We start from the raw sequence: 19,702 nt of genomic DNA on the forward strand, positions 1-19,702 counted from the left end.
GTTGCGACAATTTCATCTATCTATCGTCCTCACCGTTTTGGAGCCTGCCCGCCCATGACCGACCCCGTCCTGAACATTCCCCCGCGCGACAAGGCCGAGATATTGGCCCAGGCGCTGCCGTACATCCGCAAGTTCCACGGCAAGACCATCGTCATCAAGTACGGCGGCAATGCCATGACCGATCCGGCCCTGCAGGCCGACTTTGCCGAAGACGTGGTGCTGCTCAAGCTGGTCGGCATGAACCCCGTGGTGGTGCACGGCGGCGGCCCGCAGATCGAGGCGGCGCTCAACCGCCTGGGCAAGAAGGGCAGCTTTATCCAGGGCATGCGCGTGACCGATGCCGAGACCATGGAAGTGGTCGAATGGGTGCTGGCCGGTGAGGTTCAACAGGACATCGTGGGCCTGATCAACCAGGCCGGTGGCAAGGCCGTGGGCCTCACCGGCCGCGACGGCGGCATGATCCGGGCGCAAAAGCTCAAGATGGCCGACCGCGCCGACCCCAACCTGCACCATGACGTGGGCCAGGTCGGCGACATCGTCTCCATCGACCCCAGCGTGGTCAAGGCGCTGCAGGACGACGCTTTCATTCCGGTGGTCAGCCCCATCGGCTTCGGCGAGGAGAACGAGAGCTACAACATCAATGCCGACGTCGTCGCCGGCAAGCTCGCCACCGTGCTCAAGGCCGAGAAGCTCATGCTCCTGACCAACACGCCCGGCGTGCTCGACAAGGACGGCAAGCTGCTCACCAACCTGAGCGCGCGAGAAATCGACGACCTGTTCGCCGACGGCACCATCTCCGGCGGCATGCTGCCCAAGATCGAAGGCGCGCTCGATGCCGCCAAGAGCGGCGTGAACGCGGTGCACATCATCGACGGGCGCGTGCCGCACGCCATGCTCCTCGAAATCCTGACCGACCAGGCCTACGGCACGATGATTCGCGCGCGCTGAGCGCAGTTTCCACAGGGCGGGCTCAGCCCTCGTATCCGTTCGGATTGCCTTGCTGCCAACGCCAGCTGTCCGCACACATCTGGTCGAGGCCGCGATGCGCACGCCACCCCAGCGTTGCCTGCGCAAGCGAAGGATCGCCCCAATACGCAGGCACATCGCCAGCTCGGCGCGGGCCGATCTCGCAAGCAATCGTTCGCCCGCTCGCGCGCTCGAACGCATGCACGACTTCCAGCACCGAGGCGCCGCGGCCGGTGCCCAGGTTGAGCTTGACCAGCCCCGGACGGGCCTCTGCGTGCTGCAGGGCCGCCACGTGTCCTTCGGCCAGGTCCATCACGTGCACGTAGTCGCGCACCCCGGTGCCGTCGGGTGTCGGATAGTCGTTGCCGTGAATCACCAGCCTGTCTCTTTGCCCCACCGCCACCTGGCAAACGAACGGCATCAGGTTGTTCGGCTTGCCTTGCGGATGCTCTCCGATGAGGCCGCTTTCATGGGCCCCGACGGGGTTGAAGTAGCGCAGCAGCGCAATGCGCCATTCCGGTTCGGCGCGATGCAGGTCGGTGAGAGCTTCTTCCACCATGTGCTTCGAGCGGCCATAGGGGCTCGCCGGCCTGCAAGGCGCGTCTTCCGGAATGGGGGAGTGGTCGGGTTCGCCGTACACCGTGGCCGATGACGAAAAGATCAGGGTCCGCACGCCTGCCTGCTGCATTGCCGAGGCGAGCACGAAGCTTCCGTGCACGTTGTTGTCGTAGTAGGCGAGCGGGTCGGCCACCGAGTCGCCAACGGCCTTGAGGCCGGCAAAGTGGATCACGGCCGAGAATCGTTCGGTGGCCAGCACGCGGTCGAGCAGGGCCCTGTCGCGCACGTCGCCTTCGATCAGCCGGGGCGCGCTGCCCGTGATCTGGCGCAAGCGTTCCAGCACCCGCACGTCGCTGTTGCCCAGGTTGTCCAGGATTACCGGCACATAGCCAGCCGCGGCCAACGCCACACAAGTGTGGCTGCCAATGAATCCAGCCCCACCGGTCACCAGTACGCTGTTGGCCATGAAAAACTCTTTACTTTGTAAGGTTGGTTGATTCTGTACGAGCTTTCCCGCCCCCGTTTGCGCGCGCTCACTGCGCGACCCTGTGCGAGAATCAATTGATTACATCTTTGCACGCGCTCCCATGCAGAACGAAGAGACAAGCTATCCCGGCGTAGAAACTCCTACAGAAACGCTGGCAGCCGCCGCCCCCGTGCGAAAGCGCCCCAAGCCGGGGGAGAGGCGCGTGCAGATTTTGCAGGCGCTGGCCGCCATGCTGGAACAGCCAGGCTCGGAGCGGGTAACCACCGCGGCACTGGCCGCCCGGCTGGACGTTAGCGAGGCCGCGCTTTATCGCCACTTCGCAAGCAAGGCCCAGATGTTCGAAGGCCTCATCGACTTCATCGAGCAGAGCGTCTTCACCCTGGTCAACCAGATTCTGGAGCGCGAAGGTGCCACCGGTGCGCAGCAGGCCGCAAGAATCCTCACGCTGCTGGTGCAGTTTGCCGAGCGCAACCCGGGCATGACCCGCGTCATGGTGGGTGATGCGCTGGTGTTTGAGAACGAGCGGCTCCAGCAGCGCATGAACCAGTTCTTCGACAAGATCGAGGCCACGTTGCGCCAGGTGCTGCGCGGCACCGCCGCTGCCGATGGTTCTGCAACCCCCACGGTCGACGCACAGGTGCGCGCCGCCGCGCTCACGGCCTTTGTCGTTGGCCAGCTGCAGCGCTTTACGCGCTCGGGCTTCCGCCGCGCGCCTTCGGAGCACCTCGAAGCCACGATCGCGCTGATCGTCTGAGCCGCGGCACGGGCGACCCTAGCCCCCTCTGGCTACCCACGGCAACAGCCAGGCAGGGTTTGCCGCTCGACTTGCGCGATGCCCGGGCGTACGATCAGCGCCCCCTTGCCGCTGATGAGTCGCGGCGACAAGCCGAGTTCGTGAAGCTTCTGAACGGAGGTTCGTATGAGCTATCACCTGGAAGGTCGCCTGCTTGAAGTTTGCAACTGCAATGTGCTGTGTCCCTGCTGGATCGGCGAGGACCCTGACAACGGCACCTGCGACACCATCGTCGCCTGGCGCATCGACAAGGGAACCATCGACGGTATCGACGTCGGCGGCAACACCATCGCGGCCGTGGCGCATGTGCCCGGAAACATCCTCCAGGGCAACTGGACGGCGGCAATCTTCGTCGACGACAACGCCTCCAAGGAGCAGGAAGAAGCGCTGCTCAAGGTCTACACCGGGCAAGCCGGCGGACCGATTGCCGACCTGGCCAAGCTCATCGGCGAGGTCGTGTCGGTGGAGCGCGCGCCCATTCGATTCACGGTGAGCGAAGGCAAGGGCGAGCTGGAGATCGGCACCGACTACTACGCCGAACTGGAGCCCTACCGAGGGGCAACCGGCGGGCAGACCACGCTTTCCGATACCGTGTTTTCCACCGTGCCGGGCGCGCCGGTATTCGTCGGGAAAGCGCCCACCTACCGGTCGAAGAACCCCGCCCTGGGCATCGACCTGAACCTGAAGAACCACAACGCGTTGCAAAGCACTTTCGTGTTCGACTCATGAACGCCGCGCTGCCGCGCAGCGCCGTCCGGCACCGCCGCGTGTTCGTGCCGGTTCTTGCCGCGCTGGTCGCGCTGGCATGGCTGGCGTTGTGGGCTTGGGCGCGCAGCCCCTACGGGCGCTATCTCGAACACGGCAATTGGACCGCTTCGGGCCCGGCTGCTTTCCTTTGCCAGGTCGTTCCCGCGGGCGACGTGGTCGTGCCTGCCGTGCTCTACGCCGCGGCGTGGATCCTCATGACAGCCGCCATGATGCTGCCGACCACGCTGCCGCTGTTCAACGCCTTCGACCGCCTGACCGCCGGGCGCCCCGACCATGCACGCCTGCTCGCAATGCTGGGCCTCGGCTACATGGCGGTGTGGGGCGCCTTCGGCTTGCTGGCGCATGGGCTGCACAGCGCAGTGCTGGCGCTGCTCGCCAGCGCCCCCACGCTGGCCTGGCATGGCTGGGTGCTCGGCGCTGCGACCATTGCGCTGGCCGGCGCGTTCCAGTTCAGCCGCCTCAAGCACCAATGCCTCGAAAAATGCCGCACGCCTTTGAGCTTTGTCATCGAGCACTGGCGCGGCCATGCGCAAGCACGCCATGCGTTTGCGTTGGGCACCCACCACGGGCTCTTCTGCGTGGGCTGCTGCTGGGCGCTCATGCTGTTGATGTTCGCGCTCGGCACAGGCAGCCTTGGCTGGATGCTGCTGCTGGCCGCGGCCATGGCATTGGAGAAGAACGTTGCGTGGGGCCACAGGCTGAGCGCACCGCTGGGTTTCGCGTTGTTGGGGTGGGCCGTCTTCGTGGTGGCGAGCCATGTCTGAAGCCGTGTCGGAGCTGCGCCGCGGCCCTTCCATCCTGCGGACCATTGCGCTGACGGCGGTGGCCATGCTCGCGTTCGCGGCCAATTCGCTGTTGTGCAGGCTCGCGCTGCAGCGGCAAGGCATCGATCCGGCCAGCTTCGGCAGCATTCGGCTTGTTTCCGGCGCAATCACGCTTGCGCTCGTGGTTCAGCTGAGGGCGCGGCCCCCTTCGGCCGCCCGAGCCGATTGGCTTGCCGCCGTCATGCTGTTCGCCTATGTCGCCTTCTTTTCTTTTGCTTACCTCAGCCTTTCTGCGGGCACGGGCGCGCTGATCTTGTTCGGCGCGGTGCAGCTCACGATGCTGGGCGCGGGCCTGGGCTCCGGCGAGCGCTTCGGGCCGGTTGCATGGCTTGGTTTCGTGCTGGCGGCAGGCGGGCTCGTCTACCTGGTGTTGCCTGGCGTCGCCGCGCCACCGCTCGCCGGCGCTGTGCTGATGGCCGTTGCCGGCGTTGCATGGGGCGTGTATTCGCTTCGCGGCCGTGGCGTGGCCGATCCGCTCGCCGCCACGTCGCGCAACTTTTTGCGTGCCGTGCCGTTGGCGTTGGCCCTCAGCGTGGTTTTTGTGGCGCGCGCCCATGCGGACGCGACCGGCATTGCCCTGGCGGTGGCCTCCGGCGCGTTGACCTCGGGCATCGGCTATGTCGTCTGGTATGCGGCGCTGGCTCGCCTTTCTGCCATGCAGGCGGCCACCGTTCAGCTGTCGGTGCCGCTCCTGGCTGCGTTCGGCGGCGTGCTGCTGCTCTCGGAAGCAATCACGCCGCGGCTGGCCGCGGCATCAGTTGCAATCCTGGGTGGGATTGCCATCGTGCTGAGCCAGAAGTCGCGCAATGCGCGCCGCCAGGTAGAACGAGGCGGAACGAGGTAGAGCCAGGTAGAAGCCGTGGCCCCGGGCTTTCAGGCGATTGCCACGCCCACCTTCGAACCGGCAGCGACTATTTCTCCCCAAGTCGCATCGTCCAGCCAGATGCCTTCGCGCTCGCGCGCAACGCGTGCGGCGCGCTCGGGTTCGCCCGCGATCTGCACCTGGTCGAAGCCGGCGCCCGGCGGGCTCTGGCGCAGCCAGTCGACAAAGGCCGTGGCCTCCTGTGCAAAGCTGGCCTGGGTTCCCAGCTTTGCCGGGTCGATGAGGATGGTCAGCATGCCGTTGAGCACCGTGCGGGCGGTGTCGGCCGGGCGGTGCCACGTGCCGCCGCCGGTGAGCGCGCCGCCCAGCAGCTCGCAAGCCATGGCCATGCCATAGCCCTTGTGCTCGCCGAAGGTCATGAGCGCGCCGAAAAGTCCGTTCGATTGCGGCACCACCACCACGCCCGGGTCGTTGGTCGGCGCGCCGCGCTCGTCGATCAGGTAGCCGTCGGGCACCTTCTCGCCCTTGTTGTGCGCAACGCGCATCTTTCCTTGTGCCACGCGGCTGGTTGCAAAGTCGAGCAGAAAAGGTTCGGCCCCAGCCAGCGGAATGCCGATGCAGCAAGGGTTGGTGCCAAAACGTCCGTCGCCGCCGCCCCATGGCGCCACAACGGGCCGCGACAGCACATTGACGAAGTGCATCGACACCAGGCCTTCGGCCGTTGCCATTTCGGCAAAGTGCCCGATGCGGCCCAGGTGGTGCGCGTTTGCGAGCGTGAAGATGCAACTGCCGTGCTGCCTGGCACGTGCAATGCCAAGCTCCATCGCCTGCACGCCGACGACCTGCCCGTAGCCATGCTGGCCGTCTAGCGCGAGCAGCGTGCCGATGTCTGCGTTGACCTTGACCGATGCATTGGGCACCAGGCCGCCTTCGGCCACTGCGTCGACATAGCGGGGCAGCATGCCCACGCCGTGAGAATCATGGCCGCTCAGGTTGGCGAGCACAAGGTTGGCGGCCACCTGCGCGGCTTCGGCAGGCGTGCTGCCCGCGGCTTCGAGAATGCGGGCGCAGTGCGAACGCAGATCGGAGGCTGGAAGTGTTTGGGGCATAGGTTCCTTACATCACTGCGCCGACTTGCCACGGCACGAATTCGTTTTGGCCGTAGCCATGCTTTTCACTTTTCGACGGTTCGCCGGACGCGGTGGCCAGCACCAGTTCGAAGATACGCTGGCCCATCTCCTGGATCGAACTGCTGCCGTCGACGATCTCGCCGCAGTTGATGTCCATGTCCTCTTCCTGCCGCTGCCACAGCGCCGAGTTGGTCGCGAGCTTGAGCGAAGGAGAGGGCGCGCAGCCGTACGCCGAGCCGCGCCCGGTGGTAAAGCAGATGATGTTTGCGCCGCCCGCCACCTGCCCGGTGGCGCTCACGGGGTCGTAGCCCGGCGTGTCCATGTAGACGAAGCCGTGCGCCGTTACGGGCTCTGCGTATTCGTACACCGCCTCGAGGTTGCTGGTGCCGCCCTTGGCGACTGCGCCGAGCGACTTCTCGAGAATCGTCGTGAGGCCGCCGGCCTTGTTGCCCGGTGAGGGGTTGTTGTTCATCTCGCCCTGGTTGATCTCGGTGTAGTGCTCCCACCACTTGATGCGGTCCACCAGCTTCTGGCCCACCTCGCGCCGCACCGCCCGCCGCGTGAGCAGGTGCTCGGCGCCATAGACCTCGGGCGTTTCGCTCAAGATGGCCGTGCCGCCATGCGCCACCAGCAGGTCGACCGCCGCACCCAGCGCCGGGTTGGCGCTGATGCCCGAGTAGCCGTCGGAGCCGCCGCACTGCAGGCCGATGGTGATGTGCGACGCACTGCAAGGCTCACGCTTTGCCGCATTGGCGCGCGGCAGCATCTCGTTGATGAGTGCAATGCCTTTCTCGACCGTCTTGCGGGTGCCGCCCGTGTCCTGGATGTTGAAGGTGCGAAAGTTCTCGCCCTCTGCCAGGTGGCCCGTTGCCAGCCAGGCGTTGATCTGGTTCGCCTCGCAGCCCAGCCCCACCACCAGCACGCCCGCAAAGTTCGGGTGCGTGGCATAGCCCGTGAGCGTGCGCTCCAGGATCTGCATGCCCATGCCCTGCGTGTCCATGCCGCAGCCCGTGCCGTGCGTGAGCGCCACGATGCCGTCGACGTTGGGGTAGTCCGCCAGCGCAGCCGGATTGGTCTTGCGCGAAAAGTGGTCGGCTATGGCGCGCGCCGCCGTGGCCGAGCAGTTCACGCTCGTGAGCACGCCGATGTAGTTGCGCGTGGCCACGCGGCCGTCCGCCCGCTTGATGCCCATGAATGTGGCCTCTCGCTTGGCGGGCGCCGGCTTCACGTCGGCGCCGAAGGCGTAGTCGCGCTCGAAGTCGCCCTTGTCGGGCCCCATGTCGAGGTTATGCGTGTGCACGTGCTCGCCGGCCGCGATCGGCTTGCTCGCAAAACCGATGATCTGGTTGTAGCGGCGCACCGGCTCACCCGCAGCAATGGCGTGTGTCGCCACCTTGTGGCCGGCGGGAATGAGGCCGCGCACGGCAAAGTCTTCGACCTTGGCGCCGCCGACCAGCTGGCTGCGCGCGATCACGACATCGTCGGCGGGATGCAGGCGAATGAAGGGATTCATCGTGGAACTCGTGTTGTGTGGGTCAAAAGAACATTTTCGGGAGCCACAGTACCAATGCAGGCACATAGGTAATCGCGGCCAAGGCCAGCAGCAGCGGAATGAGCCACGGCAGGATCGCCATGGTCGTGCGCTCGAAGCTCAGCCCCGCCACGCGCGCCAGCACGAACAGCACCATGCCCATCGGCGGATGCAGCAGGCCGATCATCAGGTTCAGCACCATCACCAGGCCGAAGTGAATCGGATCGACGCCCAGCTGCGTGGCAATCGGCAGCAGGATGGGCACCAGAATGGTGATGGCAGCGGTGGGCTCCAGGAAGCAGCCAACGAACAGCATCAACAGGTTGGCCAGCAGCAGGAACACCCAGGCTTCCTTGGTGAAGCCCAGCACCCAGCTTGCTATGTCGGTGGTCACGCCGGTGGCGGTAAGCATCCATCCGAAAATCGAGGCCGCCGCCACGATGAACAGCACGGTCGAGGTGGTCTCGATGGTGTCGAGGCAAACGTTGACAAACATCTTCCACGAGAGCGTCTTGTACCAGGCAAAGCCGAGAATCATGGCCCACACGCAGGCGGCAATCGCGCCTTCAGTCGGGGTGAAGAGGCCCGTGCTCATGCCGCCGATCAGCAGCACCGGCGTCATGATGGGCAGCAGCGCCTCGAACTTGAAGATCTTGTCGAGCACGAAGAGCGATGCCAGGCCTGCAAACACCGTGAGCTGCGGCGGCGTGCCCAGCTTTGCCACCAGCAGCCAGATCAGAAGCGGCCAGGCGATCACCACGGCCAGTTCGCACATGGCCTTGAAGAAACGCGTGCTCGAAAACTTGACGTCGCCGCCCCAGCCATTGCGATGGGCAAAGTAGGCCACCGTCAGCATCATCAAGATGGCCAGCAGCGCGCCGGGCAAGATGCCTGCAAGGAACAGCGCCCCCACCGACACGTTGGCCATCATTCCGTAGATCACGAACGGAAGGCTCGGCGGAATGATCGGGCCCAGCGTGGCCGAGGCGGCAGTCACGCCGACCGCGAACTCGGTCGAGTAGCCGTGCTCCTTCATGGCCTTGATCTCGATGGTGCCCAGGCCCGCCGCATCGGCAATGGCCGTGCCGCTCATGCCCGCGAAGATCACCGAACCGAGCACGTTCACATGGCCCAGGCCCCCCTTGAGCCAACCGACCAGCGCAAGAGCGAAGTTGTAGATACGGGTTGTAATGCCCGCGTTGTTCATCAGGTTGCCCGCCAGGATGAAGAAGGGCACCGCCAGCAGCGGAAAGCTGTCGATTCCGCTCACCATGCGGTGGATGACGACGAACGGCGGGAGGCTGCCGCTCACCAGGATGTACGCCAGCGATGCGCCGGCCATGGCCACGGCCACCGGAATGCCGCCCGCCATGAAGATCAGGAAGAATATTTTGAGCATGCAGTGTTCTCGTCGGGCTCAGTGGTCGGCCAGGGTGGATTCGGGGCGTTCGAGCACGCTGTAGCCGCGCTTCCAGTGAATGCGCGCTACCTGGATCGAACGCCAGGTCATCGCGATGAAGCCGAACAGGCACAGCGCATAGACGATGTTCATGGGCGCATCGACGATGGTCATGCGTGTGTTGTTGCCGATCTTCAGCATCATCTGCACCGTCATGATCACGGCCGCAACGAAGAACGCGGTGCGCAGCACATCGACCGCGCGCGACACCCATCGGCCCATTGCAGGGGGCATGTGACGGTAGAAAAAGTCGACCTGAATCTGGTTGTTCTTTGCGACCCCGACGGCCGCGCCGATGAAGACCACGGCAATCAGCATGTAGCGCGCCACTTCTTCGGTCCATGCGGCCGAGTCGTTCATCACGTAGCGCGTAACGAACTGGTAGAACACCGTGAGCCCGAGCAGCCAGAAGATCGCAAGCGAGATCCAGCCTTCGGCAATGGTGGTGGAAAGGTCGACGGCCTCGTCTTCCGCATGGAAGTTGCCCTCGTCATCAATGATTTTTTGTTCGGTCATGCCAAGTCTCGTGAAAGGGTGCGGGCCCATTCCAGGAACACCGCGGAACCGGCTTTGCCGGGCCGCTGGTGTTGCCCCCTGCAGGGGGGTGGGCGAAGCGACACGAAGTGCGCGCAGACTGGGGGTTTACTTAATTGCCGTGATGCGGTCGTAGTCTTGCTGGCGGTAGCCGTGGTCCGTGGGCTTGGTGTTCTTCAGCACGGCTTCGCGGAACGCGGCCTTGTCCACCGTGATCACGTTGTTGCCCTTCTTCTTGAACTCCTCTACCAGGCGGGCTTCCGAGGCAATGATGTCGCGGCCCGTCTTTTCAGCCGCTTCCTGCATCACTTCGGTGAAGATCTTCTTCTCGTCCGCCGAGAGCTTGCCCCACAGCTGGCCGGAGGTCACCGTCAGCAGCGAGTCGACGATGTGGCCCGTGAGCGAGATGTTCTTCTGCACCTCGAAGAACTTCTTGGCCTCGATGGTGGGCAGCGGGTTTTCCTGCGCATCGACCGTGTTGTTCTGCAGTGCCAGGTAAACCTCGGCAAAGGCAATGGGCGTGGCATTGGCGCCCAGCGCCTTCGGGAAGGCCAGGTACGCAGGTGCATCGGGCACGCGGATCTTCAGGCCCTTCATGTCCTCCGGCTTGGTCACCGGCTTGGCTGCGCTCGACGTCACGTGGCGCGCGCCGTAGTAGTTGAGCGCCGTGATGTGGTTGCCGCTCTTTTCGTCGTAGCCCTTGGCAAGCTCCTGGAACACGTCGCTCTTGGCGTACTTCAGCAGATGCTCCGCGTCGCGGAAGATGAACGGAAAGTAGGTAACGGCCAGCGGCTTGTACGTGTTGCCTGCAAAGCTCGCGCCCGTCAGCACAATGTCGACCGTGCCGAGCGTCATGCCCTGGTTGATGTCCGCTTCCTTGCCAAGGCTCGATGCGGGAAACACCTGGATGTCGTACTTGCCGTTGGTGCGCTTCTTGATCTCTTCGGCCGCCCACACGGAATACTTGTGGAACGGCTCCGAGGTTTCGTACACGTGAGCCCACTTGAGCTTGGTCTGCGCACCGGCAATGCCGGCGGTGCCCAGCGCGGTGGCTGCCAGGGCGCAGGCGGCGATGGCTTTCAGGGCGTTTCGTTTGCTGTTCATCGGTTTGTCTCCGTTTTAGTGGCTGAAAGAAAAATGCTGCTGGCGATTCAGGAAGTTTTTGCGCGGCGCCAGCTCGCGCTGAATCTCTGGTGCGAGTTGTCCATGTGGATGTGCATTGCGGCGCGCGCGCCCTCGGCGTCGTGCGCGGCCACTGCGTCGCGAATGGCCTCGTGCTCGGCAATGGCCGAGCGCCACGAAGGCACCGTTTCGAAGTAGCCGCCCAGGCGCGTAAAGATGGGCCCGTTGCGCGAATCCCAGAAGCTCTGCACTGTTTCCACCAGCACCGCGTTGCCGCTGGCCGAAACAATGGCTACGTGGAATGCGCGGTCCCCGTCCAGCGGCAGCACGTCGCGGTCTGCAAGCTCGCGCATCAGTTCGATGGCGCGGCTCATCGCGTCGATGTCCTTGCGCTTGCCGATGGTGGCTGCAATGGCTGCGGTTTCGCCCTCGATCACCCGGCGCGCGCGAATCAGCTCGAGCGGTCCCCATTCGGTGGGTGCCACCGGCTTGCTTGCGCGATGGGAGCGGTCGAGCACATACACGCCCGAGCCGGTTCGAACCTCGACCCAGCCCTCGACCTCGAGCGCAATCAGCGCCTCGCGCACCGAAGGCCGGCTCACGCCGAGCTGCTTGGCCAAATCGCGTTCGGCCGGCAGCCGCGCGCCGACCGCGAATTCGCCCTGGCCGATCAGCCCACGGAGCTGGTCGGCAATCTGGCGGTACAAGCGCTGCGGTTCAACGGTTTGGAGCGGCACGGATGTCTGTTAAGGGTTGTCCTGAATTGGACAAGTGGTAAGGCCAATTCAGAATACGATCCGCACCGCGCCATTGCCATCAGGCCAAACCCTGAACGGCCGGTTCCATCTTTCAAGGAGACATGCATGAGACTCAAGGGCAAGACCGTGCTCGTGACGGCGGCCGGACAAGGCATTGGCTACGCGAGCGTGCTCGCCATGGCCGCCGAAGGCGCACAGGTCTGGGCGACCGACGTGAACGAGAAGCTGCTCGAACGCTACGCCGGCGTGGCCAACGTTCGCACCGCCAGGCTCGACGTGCTCGACAAGGAAGCCATCGGCGCCTTCTTCAAAAGCCTTCCCGCGCTCGACGTGCTGTTCAACTGCGCGGGCGTGGTGCACAACGGCACCGCGCTCGACGCCTCCGACAAGGACCTGGAGTTCGCGTTCAACCTGAACGTGCGCGCGCAGTTCTGGACCATCCAGGCAGCCCTGCCCGGCATGCTGGCCGCGGGGCGCGGCAGCATCATCAACATGGCGAGCGTGTGCTCGAGCATGAAGGGGCTGCCCAACCGCTTTGTCTATGGCACCACCAAGGCGGCGGTGCTCGGGCTCACCAAGAGCGTGGCGGCCGACTTTGTGGCGCGCGGCATCCGCTGCAACGCCGTGTGCCCAGGCACGGTCGACACACCCTCGCTCGGCGAGCGCATCAACGCCAACGAAGATCCGGACGCCGCGCGAAAGGCCTTCATCGCCCGCCAGCCCATGGGACGGCTCGCCCAGGCCGAAGAGATCGCGCCCGTGGTGGTGTTCCTGGCCAGCGACGAATCGGTGTTTGCAACAGGCCAGGCCTTCACGGTAGACGGCGGCATCACCATATGAACCAGCTCGACTTCGCCGGGCGCCATGCCGTGGTGACCGGCGGTGCGGCGGGGCTGGGCTACGGCATTGCCGAGCGGCTGATCGCATCGGGCGGCAGCGTCACCCTGTGGGACCGCGACGAAGCCGCGGCAGGCAAGGCCGCCGCAGCGTTGGGTCCGAAGGCCTTTGCGGTCAAGGTCGATGTGGCGCAGCAGCCTTCGGTTGTGGCGGCCGTCGCGCAAACGCTGGCGCATTCGCAGCGCATCGACGCGCTGGTCAACAGCGCCGGCATCACGGGCCCCAACACCAAGCTCTGGGACTACCCCGCGGACGACTGGCGGCAGGTGATGGACGTCAACATCAACGGCGTCTTCCTGTGCTGCCGCGAAGTGGTGGCGCAAATGCGCAAGCAGGGCTACGGCCGCATCGTCAACATTGCCTCCGTGGCGGGCAAGGAGGGCAACCCCAACGCCAGCGCCTACAGTGCGAGCAAGGCCGCCGTGATTGCGCTCACCAAGTCGCTGGGCAAGGAGCTGGCCGACACCGGCATACGCGTCAACTGCGTAACGCCCGCTGCAGTAAAGACCGCCATCTTCGACCAGATGACACCGGAGCACATCGCGTTCATGCTCTCGAAAATTCCGATGGGCCGCTTCGGCACGGTGCAAGAGGTGGCTGCGATGGTCGGCTGGCTTTGCACCGAAGATTGCTCGTTTTCCACCGGCGCCGTGTTCGACCTCTCCGGCGGCCGATCCACTTACTAGTCAGACAACCGTCTTCCCCAAGATCCCCCAAGAAAGGACAACATGAAACTCGTTCGCTATGGCAACCCCGGCAAGGAAAAGCCCGGCCTCATCGACGACGAAGGCCGCCTGCGCGACCTGAGCGCGGTGGTCAAGGACATCGGGCCCGAGCAACTCGGCGATGCCGCCATTGCCAAGCTGCGCAAGCAGAAGATCGACAAGCTGCCGCTGGTCAAGGGCAAGCCTCGCTTCGGCAGCCCCGTGGCCAACGTCGGCAAGTTCATTGCCATTGGCCTCAACTACGCCGACCACGCCGCCGAATCGGGCCTGCCTATTCCTGCCGAGCCGGTGGTCTTCATGAAGGCGACCAGCTGCATCCAGGGCCCGAACGATCCTGTCATGCTGCCCAAGAACTCGGTCAAGAGCGACTGGGAAGTGGAGCTTGGCGTGGTCATCGGCACGCGCGCGCGCTATGTCTCGCAAAAGGACGCGCTCAACTTCGTGGCCGGCTACTGCACCATCAACGACGTGAGCGAGCGCGAGTTCCAGATCGAGCGCGGCGGCACCTGGGACAAGGGCAAGGGCTGCGACACCTTCGGCCCCATCGGCCCTTGGCTGGTAACCCGCGACGAAGTGCCCAATCCGCAAAAGCTGTCGATGTGGCTCGACCTCAACGGCAAGCGCATGCAGACCGGCAGCACCAAGACCATGATCTTCAGTATTGCCAAGATCGTGAGCTACCTGAGCCAGTTCATGACGCTCCTGCCCGGTGACGTCATCACCACCGGCACGCCGCCCGGCGTTGGCCTCGGCATGAAGCCGCCGCTCTACCTGAAGAAGGGCGACGTGATGACGCTGGGCATCGAAGGGCTCGGCGAGCAGCGCCAGGAAGTGATTCCGTTCAAGCTGTAAGCGGCAAGCGAACAGCCACAAACGGCGCGGCGGGCAATGTCCCGGCGCGCCGTTTCTCTTTGTGCAGTCGTCGCTTTAAATGTCCCATTGACAGAACATTGAAACTGCAAAAACATCAAAGGCATGTCGCAAATGCCTTTGCCGAAGTACCACCAGATCTATCTGGTCCTGCGTGAGCAGTTGCACGAAGGGCGTTTTGCGGAGGGCCTGCCCGGTGAACTCGCGCTCATGGCTCAGTTCGGCGTGGCACGCGTCACGGTGCGCCGCGCGCTCGAGCAGCTCTCGTCCGAAGGGCTGATCGCACGCAACCCCGGCCGCCGCACACGCGCGCTGCCGCCGCCGGGGGCGGGCGAGTCGTCCGGCGCAACGAGCCTGGAGCGCGCCAACCTGCGCGGCCTGCTCGAGAACCTCGTCACCATGGGCCTGCACACCTCCGTGAAGGTGATCGAGGTCGCGACCATCACAGCCTCCACCCAGGTGGCCGAGGCGCTGCAGCTGCAGCTGGGCGATGCCGTGCAAAAGGCGGTGCGCGTGCGCTCCACCAAGGAGGGGCCGCTCTCCCACATCACCACATACGTGCCCGACACCATCGCGCGCCGCTTCGGCCGCCGCGAGCTGTCGAAGAAGCCGATCCTCGTGCTGCTGGAGGAGTCGGGCGTGAAGGTGGGCCGCGCGCACCAGACCATCTCGGCGCGCCTGGCAGATAACGTGCTTGCGCAGCACCTGGACGTGTCGGTCGGCTCGGCGCTGCTCGCGGTGCGCCGCCTCATCTACGACGAAGACGAGCGGCCCGTGCAGTGGCTGCACGGCCTCTACCGCCCCGACCGCTACACCTACGAAATGCAGCTCTCCCGCGTGGGCAGCATCGACGCGAAGGTGTGGGTCAGCAAAGACGTGTCAGCCAAGTTCAACTGAAGAGAAAAAGGAAAGCCCACCATGCAGAACCGCCGCAGTTTCGTGTCGCAGTCCGCCGCCCTGGCAACTGCCGTTGCCTTCCCGCTCGTGGCCGGCGCGCAGCCCAAGGCCGTCAAGGTCGGCGTGCTGCATCCGGTCACCGGTGCGCTCGCCTATTCGGGCCAGCAGTGCCGCCTGGGTGCGCTCATGGCCATCGAGGACATCAACGCAGCGGGCGGCATCAAGTCGCTTGGCGGCGCAAAGCTCGAGGCCCTGCTCGGCGATGCGCAGTCGCAGCCGCAGGCGGGTGCCGCCGAGGTCGAGAAGATGAACGAGGCCGGCGTCTCGGCCATCGTGGGCGCGTATGCCTCGGCCATTTGCCTGGCAACCACGCAGGCCGCGGCCAAGTACAACCTGCCGCACGTGGTGGACGTGGGCGTGGCCGACCAGATCGTGGAGCGCGGCCTGAAGAACACCTTCCGCTTCGGCCCGGGCTACAAGAAGTCGACCGAGGTGGCCATGGCCAACCTGCTGGTGCTCAACAAGGCGGCGGGCAACCCCGCCAAGACGGTGATGATCATCCACGAGGAGTCGCTCTTCGGCGCCGGCACCGCGCAGCTGCTCTCGCGCGAGTTGCCGGGCTACGGCTTCGAGGTGAAGGAAGTGGTCAAGCACGCCAACCCCACGCGCGACTTCAACAACATCGTGCTGCGCATGAAGTCGATCAATCCCGACATCGTGATTCCGGCCAACTACTACAACGAGTACGCGCTGCTCGTGCGCACCATGCAACAGCAGAAGGTGGTGCCCAAGGCGATCTTCTCGGTGCTGGGCGGCGCGGCGTCGAGCTACAAGTTCGTGAAGGAATTTCCGGATGCGGCCAACGGCATCATCGACTGCAACCACTGGTTCAATCCCAAGGACAAGCGCGCGCAGGAGCTGCGCAAGCGCGTGGAGGCCAAGGGCCAGTTCTTCAGCTACGAGGTCTTCATGACCTACGCGTCGATGTGGCTCCTGGCCGATGCGCTGGAGCGCGCCAAATCCGCAGAGCGCGCGGCCATCGTCGATGCGCTGGAGAAGAGCACCTTCTCGAACCACTTCATGCCCTACGGCCCGACCAAGTTCGTCAACGGCCAGAACGAAGGCGCGCAACCGCTCATGACGCAGGTGGTGAAGAACGACATCAAGGTCATCATTCCGCGCGACTACCGCGAAGTGGACCCGGTGTTCCCGCTGCGCACGGCCTGAAGCGGAAGGCGGGATGTTCGATTTCGGCATTCTTTTCCCGTCGGTCCTGAACGGGCTGACGACGGGCGCGGTGTACGCACTGATCGCGCTGGGGCTCACGCTGATCTACGGCGTCCTGCACATCATCAACTTCGCGCATGGCGCCAGCCTCATGCTGGCGCTGTACGCGGTGTACTTCCTGAAGGAGCGGCTGGGAATCGATCCCTATCTTGCGCTGCCCATCGTCGTGACCGGCATGTTCGCGCTCGGCTATGCGCTGCAGCGCGTGGTCATCAACCGCGCGGGCCACGGCAAGGACGAGAACATCCTGCTGGCAACGCTGGGCATCGCCATCGTCATGGAGAACCTCGCGCTGCTGTTCTTCAAGTCGGACACCCGCAACATCGACACCGCCTATTCGCTCAGCACCGTCGCCATCGGCCCCGCGATGATCGCGGTGCCCAAGCTCGTGGCCTTCGCGGGCGCGCTCGTGGTCTCGGGCGTCCTGTTCTGGATCATGGGGCGCACCGACCTGGGCCGCGCCATCCGCGCCGTTGCCAAGGAGAAGGAGGGCGCCAAGCTCATGGGCATCGACGTGGACCATGTCTACGCAATGAGCTTCGGCATCGGCCTGGCGTGCCTGGGCGCGGCGGCGTGCTTCCTGTTGCCGGCGTACTACGTCAATCCGCAGGTGGGCGGCGGCTTTGTGCTCGTGGCCTTCACCATCGTGGTGCTCGGAGGCATGGGCAGCTTCGTGGGCGCGCTGGTCGGCGGCTTCCTTGTCGGCATCGTCGAGTCGCTCGGCGGCCTTTACCTCGGTGAGTCGCTTGGGCAGATCGGCATCTTCGCGATCTTCATCGGCGTGGTGCTCTTCAGGCCGCAGGGCATGTTCGGGGCCAAGGCATGAACGGCGCACACAGGCAACTCGCGGGCATCGCGCTTTTTGCGGTGCTGGTCGGCTGCGTGCCGCTCGTCACAAAGTCGGGCGTCACGCTGAACTTCGTGATGATGGCGCTCTACGCCACGCTCATCGCACAGGCCTGGAACATCCTGGGCGGCTTCGGCGGGCAGTTCTCGTTCGGGCATGCGCTGTTCTTCGGCACCGGGGCCTACATCCAGGCCATCGCGCAACTGCAAGGCGGCATCAACGCCTGGGTCGCACTGCCGCTGGCCATCATCGGCGGTGCGCTTGTCGGGCTTTTCGTCGGCGCGCTCAGCTTCCGCTATGGCCTCAAGGGGTCTTACTTCGCGCTCGTCACGCTGGCCTTCGCCGAGGTGTTCCGCATCCTCGCGCTGTCGGTTGACTTCACGGGCGGCGGCGTGGGCCTGATGGTGCCGTTGCGCGAATCGGTAGCCAACCTGCAGTTCTCGTCGCGCGCGGGTTACCTGTGGGTCGTGCTGGCAATGGTCGTCGCGGCGCTGCTGGTCACCTGGTGGCTGCGCAACGGACGCTTCGGCGCATACCTGCAAGCGGTGCGCGACAACGAAGATGCGGCCCGCGCCGTCGGCGTCGACCCGTTCCGCGTGAAGCTCGGGGCCATCGGCCTTTCGGCGGCGTTCATGGGCGCTGCGGGCGCGTTCTACGTGCAGGTGTTCCAGTACATCGACGCGGGCATTGCCTATGGCCCGGCCGTGTCGATCGAGGCACTGGTCGCGGCCATCGTAGGCGGCATGGGAACGATGTGGGGCCCGGTGCTCGGCGCCGTCGTGCTGCATGTGCTGTCGGACCTCACGCGCAACCTCTTCGGCGAACTGCCCGGCATCAACATGGTGATCTACGGCACGGTGCTCGTGCTCATCGTCATCTTCGTGCCGCGCGGCATCGCGGGCATCGGGCTGTCGGTGCGGCAGCTGTGGCAGTCGAAAGGAGGTCGCCATGACTGATGCCCTGCTGGCCATCGACGGCCTCTCGCGCTCTTTCGGCGGCCTGAAGGCCGTGCAGAACGTGAGCCTCTCGGTGCGCGAGGGCAGCCTGAGCGCGCTGATCGGACCGAACGGCGCGGGCAAGACCACGCTGTTCGCGCTGATGTCCGGCTTCCTGAAGCCCGACACCGGCACCGTGCGCTTCGCGGGCGAGGACATCACCGGCCGCGAGCCGCACCGCAATGCCGCGCTCGGCATGACCCGCACCTTCCAGATCGTGAAGCCCTTTGCGGCGCAGACGGTGCGCGAGAACATCGCCGTGGGTGCGCACCTGCATGTGCGCGGCCGCGCCGAGGCGCTGCAGAACGCGGAGGCCGTCGCGCTGCGCGTGGGCCTTGCGCCGCAGCTCGACAAGCCCGCATCGGACCTTACCGTGGCCGGCCGCAAGCGCCTCGAACTGGCCCGCGCGCTCGCCACGAAGCCGCGCCTTCTGCTGCTGGACGAAGTGCTCGCCGGCCTCAACCCCCAGGAGATTGCCGAGATGATGCCGGTGGTGCGCGGCATTGCCGACAGCGGCGTCACGGTGCTGATGATCGAGCACGTCATGCAGGCCGTGATGAACCTCGCCGAGCACGTGTGGGTGCTCGCGCAGGGCCAGCTCATCGCCGAGGGCAGCCCGGCGCAAGTGACCTCCGACGACAAGGTCGTCGAAGCCTACCTGGGCCATGGCACCGCGGCGCGGCTGCGCAAGGCTGCATCGGGAGTCGAGGCATGAGCGCGCTTTTGGAGATCCAAGGCCTGCGCGGCGGCTACGGCCGCGTCGAGGTGCTGCGCGGCGTCGACCTGCAGGTGAACGCGGGCGAGATGGTCGCGCTGCTCGGCAGCAACGGCGCGGGCAAGTCCACGCTCAACAAGATGGTCTGCGGCCTGTGCCCCGCCTGGGGCGGCACGGTGCGTTTCGACGGCAAGGACCTGAGCGGTGCGCACTACCGCGACGTGGTCAAGGCCGGCCTCATCCAGGTGCCTGAGGGCCGCAAGGTGTTTCCCAACCTGAGCGTGCTGGAGAACCTGGAACTCGGCTCCTTCACCCGCGCTCGCGAGCGGCGCGCGGCCAACGTCGAGAAGATGTTCCACATCTTCCCGCGGCTGCGCGAGCGCATGGCGCAGCACGCCGGCACGATGAGCGGCGGCGAGCAGCAGATGCTGGCCATTGCGCGTGGCCTCATGGCCGAGCCGGTGCTGCTGATCCTCGACGAGCCCTCGCTCGGGCTTTCGCCGCTCCTGGTCGAAGAGATGTTCTCGCTGATCCGTGAACTGCGCGACGGCGGCCTCGCGGTGATGCTGGTCGAGCAGAACGTGGGCCAGTCGCTCGAAATTGCCGACCGCGCCTACGTGCTGGAGAACGGCAGCGTGCGCTTCTCGGGCCTGCCCGGCGAATTGCTTGGCAGCGACGAACTGCGGCGCGCCTACCTGGGGCTCTAAGCCCGAATA

21 protein-coding genes are annotated in these 19,702 nt (G+C 65.3%); 14 read left to right on the forward strand and 7 right to left on the reverse strand.

Features of this window, described 5'->3' with window-relative positions:
* Nucleotides 1–54 precede the first annotated feature (54 nt).
* Complete coding sequence (gene argB / locus J2X67_RS13690) at nucleotides 55–948, forward strand: acetylglutamate kinase (RefSeq protein WP_124959799.1); 894 nt, start codon at nucleotides 55–57, stop codon at nucleotides 946–948.
* Nucleotides 949–970: 22 nt separating this feature from the next.
* On the opposite strand, the gene galE is transcribed toward argB, so the two are convergent.
* Nucleotides 971–1,990 (reverse strand): UDP-glucose 4-epimerase GalE, encoded by a 1,020-nt coding sequence (galE, locus tag J2X67_RS13695; RefSeq protein WP_309953786.1) that lies wholly within the window; start codon nucleotides 1,988–1,990, stop codon nucleotides 971–973.
* Between the two features lie 121 nt (nucleotides 1,991–2,111).
* Between galE and slmA the strand changes: the two genes are divergently transcribed.
* The 4 genes from slmA (at nucleotide 2,112) to J2X67_RS13715 (ending at nucleotide 5,240) form a co-directional block, all read left to right on the forward strand.
* Nucleotides 2,112–2,765 (forward strand): nucleoid occlusion factor SlmA, encoded by a 654-nt coding sequence (slmA, locus tag J2X67_RS13700; RefSeq protein ID WP_309953788.1) that lies wholly within the window; start codon nucleotides 2,112–2,114, stop codon nucleotides 2,763–2,765.
* A gap of 165 nt (nucleotides 2,766–2,930) precedes the next feature.
* Nucleotides 2,931–3,533: a DUF1326 domain-containing protein gene (locus tag J2X67_RS13705; RefSeq protein ID WP_281147789.1), complete on the forward strand. Its 603-nt coding sequence runs from the start codon at nucleotides 2,931–2,933 to the stop codon at nucleotides 3,531–3,533.
* Nucleotides 3,530–4,336: a DUF2182 domain-containing protein gene (locus tag J2X67_RS13710; RefSeq protein WP_309953790.1), complete on the forward strand. Its 807-nt coding sequence runs from the start codon at nucleotides 3,530–3,532 to the stop codon at nucleotides 4,334–4,336. Before J2X67_RS13705 ends, J2X67_RS13710 begins: the two co-directional genes overlap by 4 nt.
* Entirely contained in the window at nucleotides 4,329–5,240 is a 912-nt protein-coding gene (locus J2X67_RS13715) for a DMT family transporter (protein ID WP_309953791.1), read from the forward strand. Before J2X67_RS13710 ends, J2X67_RS13715 begins: the two co-directional genes overlap by 8 nt.
* A gap of 29 nt (nucleotides 5,241–5,269) precedes the next feature.
* Here J2X67_RS13715 and J2X67_RS13720 read toward each other — a convergent pair whose 3' ends face one another.
* From J2X67_RS13720 to J2X67_RS13745, 6 genes are all read right to left on the reverse strand, one after another.
* On the reverse strand, nucleotides 5,270–6,328 hold the full coding sequence (locus J2X67_RS13720) for a malate/lactate/ureidoglycolate dehydrogenase (RefSeq protein WP_309953793.1): 1,059 nt from the start codon (nucleotides 6,326–6,328) through the stop codon (nucleotides 5,270–5,272).
* Between the two features lie 7 nt (nucleotides 6,329–6,335).
* Complete coding sequence (locus J2X67_RS13725) at nucleotides 6,336–7,862, reverse strand: altronate dehydratase family protein (protein WP_309953795.1); 1,527 nt, start codon at nucleotides 7,860–7,862, stop codon at nucleotides 6,336–6,338.
* A gap of 22 nt (nucleotides 7,863–7,884) precedes the next feature.
* The gene (locus J2X67_RS13730; RefSeq protein ID WP_309953796.1) at nucleotides 7,885–9,279 is read right to left on the reverse strand and encodes a TRAP transporter large permease; all 1,395 of its coding nucleotides are present in this window, start codon (nucleotides 9,277–9,279) and stop codon (nucleotides 7,885–7,887) included.
* 18 nt (nucleotides 9,280–9,297) lie between these two features.
* Nucleotides 9,298–9,855: a TRAP transporter small permease gene (locus J2X67_RS13735; RefSeq protein ID WP_309953797.1), complete on the reverse strand. Its 558-nt coding sequence runs from the start codon at nucleotides 9,853–9,855 to the stop codon at nucleotides 9,298–9,300.
* Between the two features lie 126 nt (nucleotides 9,856–9,981).
* Nucleotides 9,982–10,977 (reverse strand): sialic acid TRAP transporter substrate-binding protein SiaP, encoded by a 996-nt coding sequence (locus J2X67_RS13740; protein ID WP_309953799.1) that lies wholly within the window; start codon nucleotides 10,975–10,977, stop codon nucleotides 9,982–9,984.
* A gap of 47 nt (nucleotides 10,978–11,024) precedes the next feature.
* The gene (locus tag J2X67_RS13745; protein ID WP_309953801.1) at nucleotides 11,025–11,732 is read right to left on the reverse strand and encodes a FadR/GntR family transcriptional regulator; all 708 of its coding nucleotides are present in this window, start codon (nucleotides 11,730–11,732) and stop codon (nucleotides 11,025–11,027) included.
* A gap of 126 nt (nucleotides 11,733–11,858) precedes the next feature.
* Here J2X67_RS13745 and J2X67_RS13750 point away from each other — a divergent pair, with 126 nt between their 5' ends.
* The 9 genes from J2X67_RS13750 to J2X67_RS13790 all read left to right on the forward strand — a co-directional run bounded on the left by J2X67_RS13750 (nucleotide 11,859) and on the right by J2X67_RS13790 (nucleotide 19,693).
* Nucleotides 11,859–12,593 carry an SDR family oxidoreductase gene (locus tag J2X67_RS13750; RefSeq protein ID WP_309953802.1) on the forward strand — a complete coding sequence of 245 codons (735 nt, stop codon included), beginning with the start codon at nucleotides 11,859–11,861 and terminating at the stop codon, nucleotides 12,591–12,593.
* Complete coding sequence (locus J2X67_RS13755; RefSeq protein WP_281147798.1) at nucleotides 12,590–13,336, forward strand: SDR family NAD(P)-dependent oxidoreductase; 747 nt, start codon at nucleotides 12,590–12,592, stop codon at nucleotides 13,334–13,336. Before J2X67_RS13750 ends, J2X67_RS13755 begins: the two co-directional genes overlap by 4 nt.
* A 42-nt stretch (nucleotides 13,337–13,378) precedes the next feature.
* A complete protein-coding gene (locus J2X67_RS13760; RefSeq protein ID WP_281147799.1) occupies nucleotides 13,379–14,227 on the forward strand; it encodes a fumarylacetoacetate hydrolase family protein in 849 nt (282 codons plus the stop codon).
* A 132-nt stretch (nucleotides 14,228–14,359) separates the two neighbouring features.
* Nucleotides 14,360–15,142 carry a GntR family transcriptional regulator gene (locus tag J2X67_RS13765; protein ID WP_309953804.1) on the forward strand — a complete coding sequence of 261 codons (783 nt, stop codon included), beginning with the start codon at nucleotides 14,360–14,362 and terminating at the stop codon, nucleotides 15,140–15,142.
* Nucleotides 15,143–15,163: 21 nt separating this feature from the next.
* Complete coding sequence (locus J2X67_RS13770; protein ID WP_309953806.1) at nucleotides 15,164–16,369, forward strand: ABC transporter substrate-binding protein; 1,206 nt, start codon at nucleotides 15,164–15,166, stop codon at nucleotides 16,367–16,369.
* A gap of 13 nt (nucleotides 16,370–16,382) precedes the next feature.
* On the forward strand, nucleotides 16,383–17,255 hold the full coding sequence (locus J2X67_RS13775; RefSeq protein ID WP_309953808.1) for a branched-chain amino acid ABC transporter permease: 873 nt from the start codon (nucleotides 16,383–16,385) through the stop codon (nucleotides 17,253–17,255).
* The gene (locus tag J2X67_RS13780; protein ID WP_309953809.1) at nucleotides 17,252–18,232 is read left to right on the forward strand and encodes a branched-chain amino acid ABC transporter permease; all 981 of its coding nucleotides are present in this window, start codon (nucleotides 17,252–17,254) and stop codon (nucleotides 18,230–18,232) included. Before J2X67_RS13775 ends, J2X67_RS13780 begins: the two co-directional genes overlap by 4 nt.
* Nucleotides 18,225–18,986 carry an ABC transporter ATP-binding protein gene (locus J2X67_RS13785; RefSeq protein ID WP_281147804.1) on the forward strand — a complete coding sequence of 254 codons (762 nt, stop codon included), beginning with the start codon at nucleotides 18,225–18,227 and terminating at the stop codon, nucleotides 18,984–18,986. The genes J2X67_RS13780 and J2X67_RS13785 overlap by 8 nt, the downstream gene beginning before the upstream one ends.
* On the forward strand, nucleotides 18,983–19,693 hold the full coding sequence (locus J2X67_RS13790) for an ABC transporter ATP-binding protein (RefSeq protein WP_206177139.1): 711 nt from the start codon (nucleotides 18,983–18,985) through the stop codon (nucleotides 19,691–19,693). Before J2X67_RS13785 ends, J2X67_RS13790 begins: the two co-directional genes overlap by 4 nt.
* Nucleotides 19,694–19,702 lie beyond the last annotated feature (9 nt).

Source organism: Variovorax sp. 3319 (assembly GCF_031456585.1).
Classification (GTDB): Bacteria; Pseudomonadota; Gammaproteobacteria; order Burkholderiales; family Burkholderiaceae_C; genus Variovorax; species Variovorax paradoxus_P.

Coding starts and splice junctions, on each gene's coding strand:
- J2X67_RS13730 (WP_309953796.1), bottom strand. CDS start 9,279: ATGCTCAAAATATTCTTCCTGATCTTCATGGCGGGCGGCATTCCGGTG.
- J2X67_RS13735 (WP_309953797.1), bottom strand. CDS start 9,855: ATGACCGAACAAAAAATCATTGATGACGAGGGCAACTTCCATGCGGAA.
- J2X67_RS13740 (WP_309953799.1), bottom strand. CDS start 10,977: ATGAACAGCAAACGAAACGCCCTGAAAGCCATCGCCGCCTGCGCCCTG.
- J2X67_RS13790 (WP_206177139.1), top strand. CDS start 18,983: ATGAGCGCGCTTTTGGAGATCCAAGGCCTGCGCGGCGGCTACGGCCGC.
- J2X67_RS13720 (WP_309953793.1), bottom strand. CDS start 6,328: ATGCCCCAAACACTTCCAGCCTCCGATCTGCGTTCGCACTGCGCCCGC.
- J2X67_RS13770 (WP_309953806.1), top strand. CDS start 15,164: ATGCAGAACCGCCGCAGTTTCGTGTCGCAGTCCGCCGCCCTGGCAACT.
- J2X67_RS13725 (WP_309953795.1), bottom strand. CDS start 7,862: ATGAATCCCTTCATTCGCCTGCATCCCGCCGACGATGTCGTGATCGCG.
- J2X67_RS13785 (WP_281147804.1), top strand. CDS start 18,225: ATGACTGATGCCCTGCTGGCCATCGACGGCCTCTCGCGCTCTTTCGGC.
- J2X67_RS13710 (WP_309953790.1), top strand. CDS start 3,530: ATGAACGCCGCGCTGCCGCGCAGCGCCGTCCGGCACCGCCGCGTGTTC.
- J2X67_RS13760 (WP_281147799.1), top strand. CDS start 13,379: ATGAAACTCGTTCGCTATGGCAACCCCGGCAAGGAAAAGCCCGGCCTC.
- galE (WP_309953786.1), bottom strand. CDS start 1,990: ATGGCCAACAGCGTACTGGTGACCGGTGGGGCTGGATTCATTGGCAGC.
- J2X67_RS13715 (WP_309953791.1), top strand. CDS start 4,329: ATGTCTGAAGCCGTGTCGGAGCTGCGCCGCGGCCCTTCCATCCTGCGG.
- argB (WP_124959799.1), top strand. CDS start 55: ATGACCGACCCCGTCCTGAACATTCCCCCGCGCGACAAGGCCGAGATA.
- J2X67_RS13750 (WP_309953802.1), top strand. CDS start 11,859: ATGAGACTCAAGGGCAAGACCGTGCTCGTGACGGCGGCCGGACAAGGC.
- J2X67_RS13765 (WP_309953804.1), top strand. CDS start 14,360: ATGCCTTTGCCGAAGTACCACCAGATCTATCTGGTCCTGCGTGAGCAG.
- J2X67_RS13705 (WP_281147789.1), top strand. CDS start 2,931: ATGAGCTATCACCTGGAAGGTCGCCTGCTTGAAGTTTGCAACTGCAAT.
- J2X67_RS13755 (WP_281147798.1), top strand. CDS start 12,590: ATGAACCAGCTCGACTTCGCCGGGCGCCATGCCGTGGTGACCGGCGGT.
- J2X67_RS13775 (WP_309953808.1), top strand. CDS start 16,383: ATGTTCGATTTCGGCATTCTTTTCCCGTCGGTCCTGAACGGGCTGACG.
- slmA (WP_309953788.1), top strand. CDS start 2,112: ATGCAGAACGAAGAGACAAGCTATCCCGGCGTAGAAACTCCTACAGAA.
- J2X67_RS13780 (WP_309953809.1), top strand. CDS start 17,252: ATGAACGGCGCACACAGGCAACTCGCGGGCATCGCGCTTTTTGCGGTG.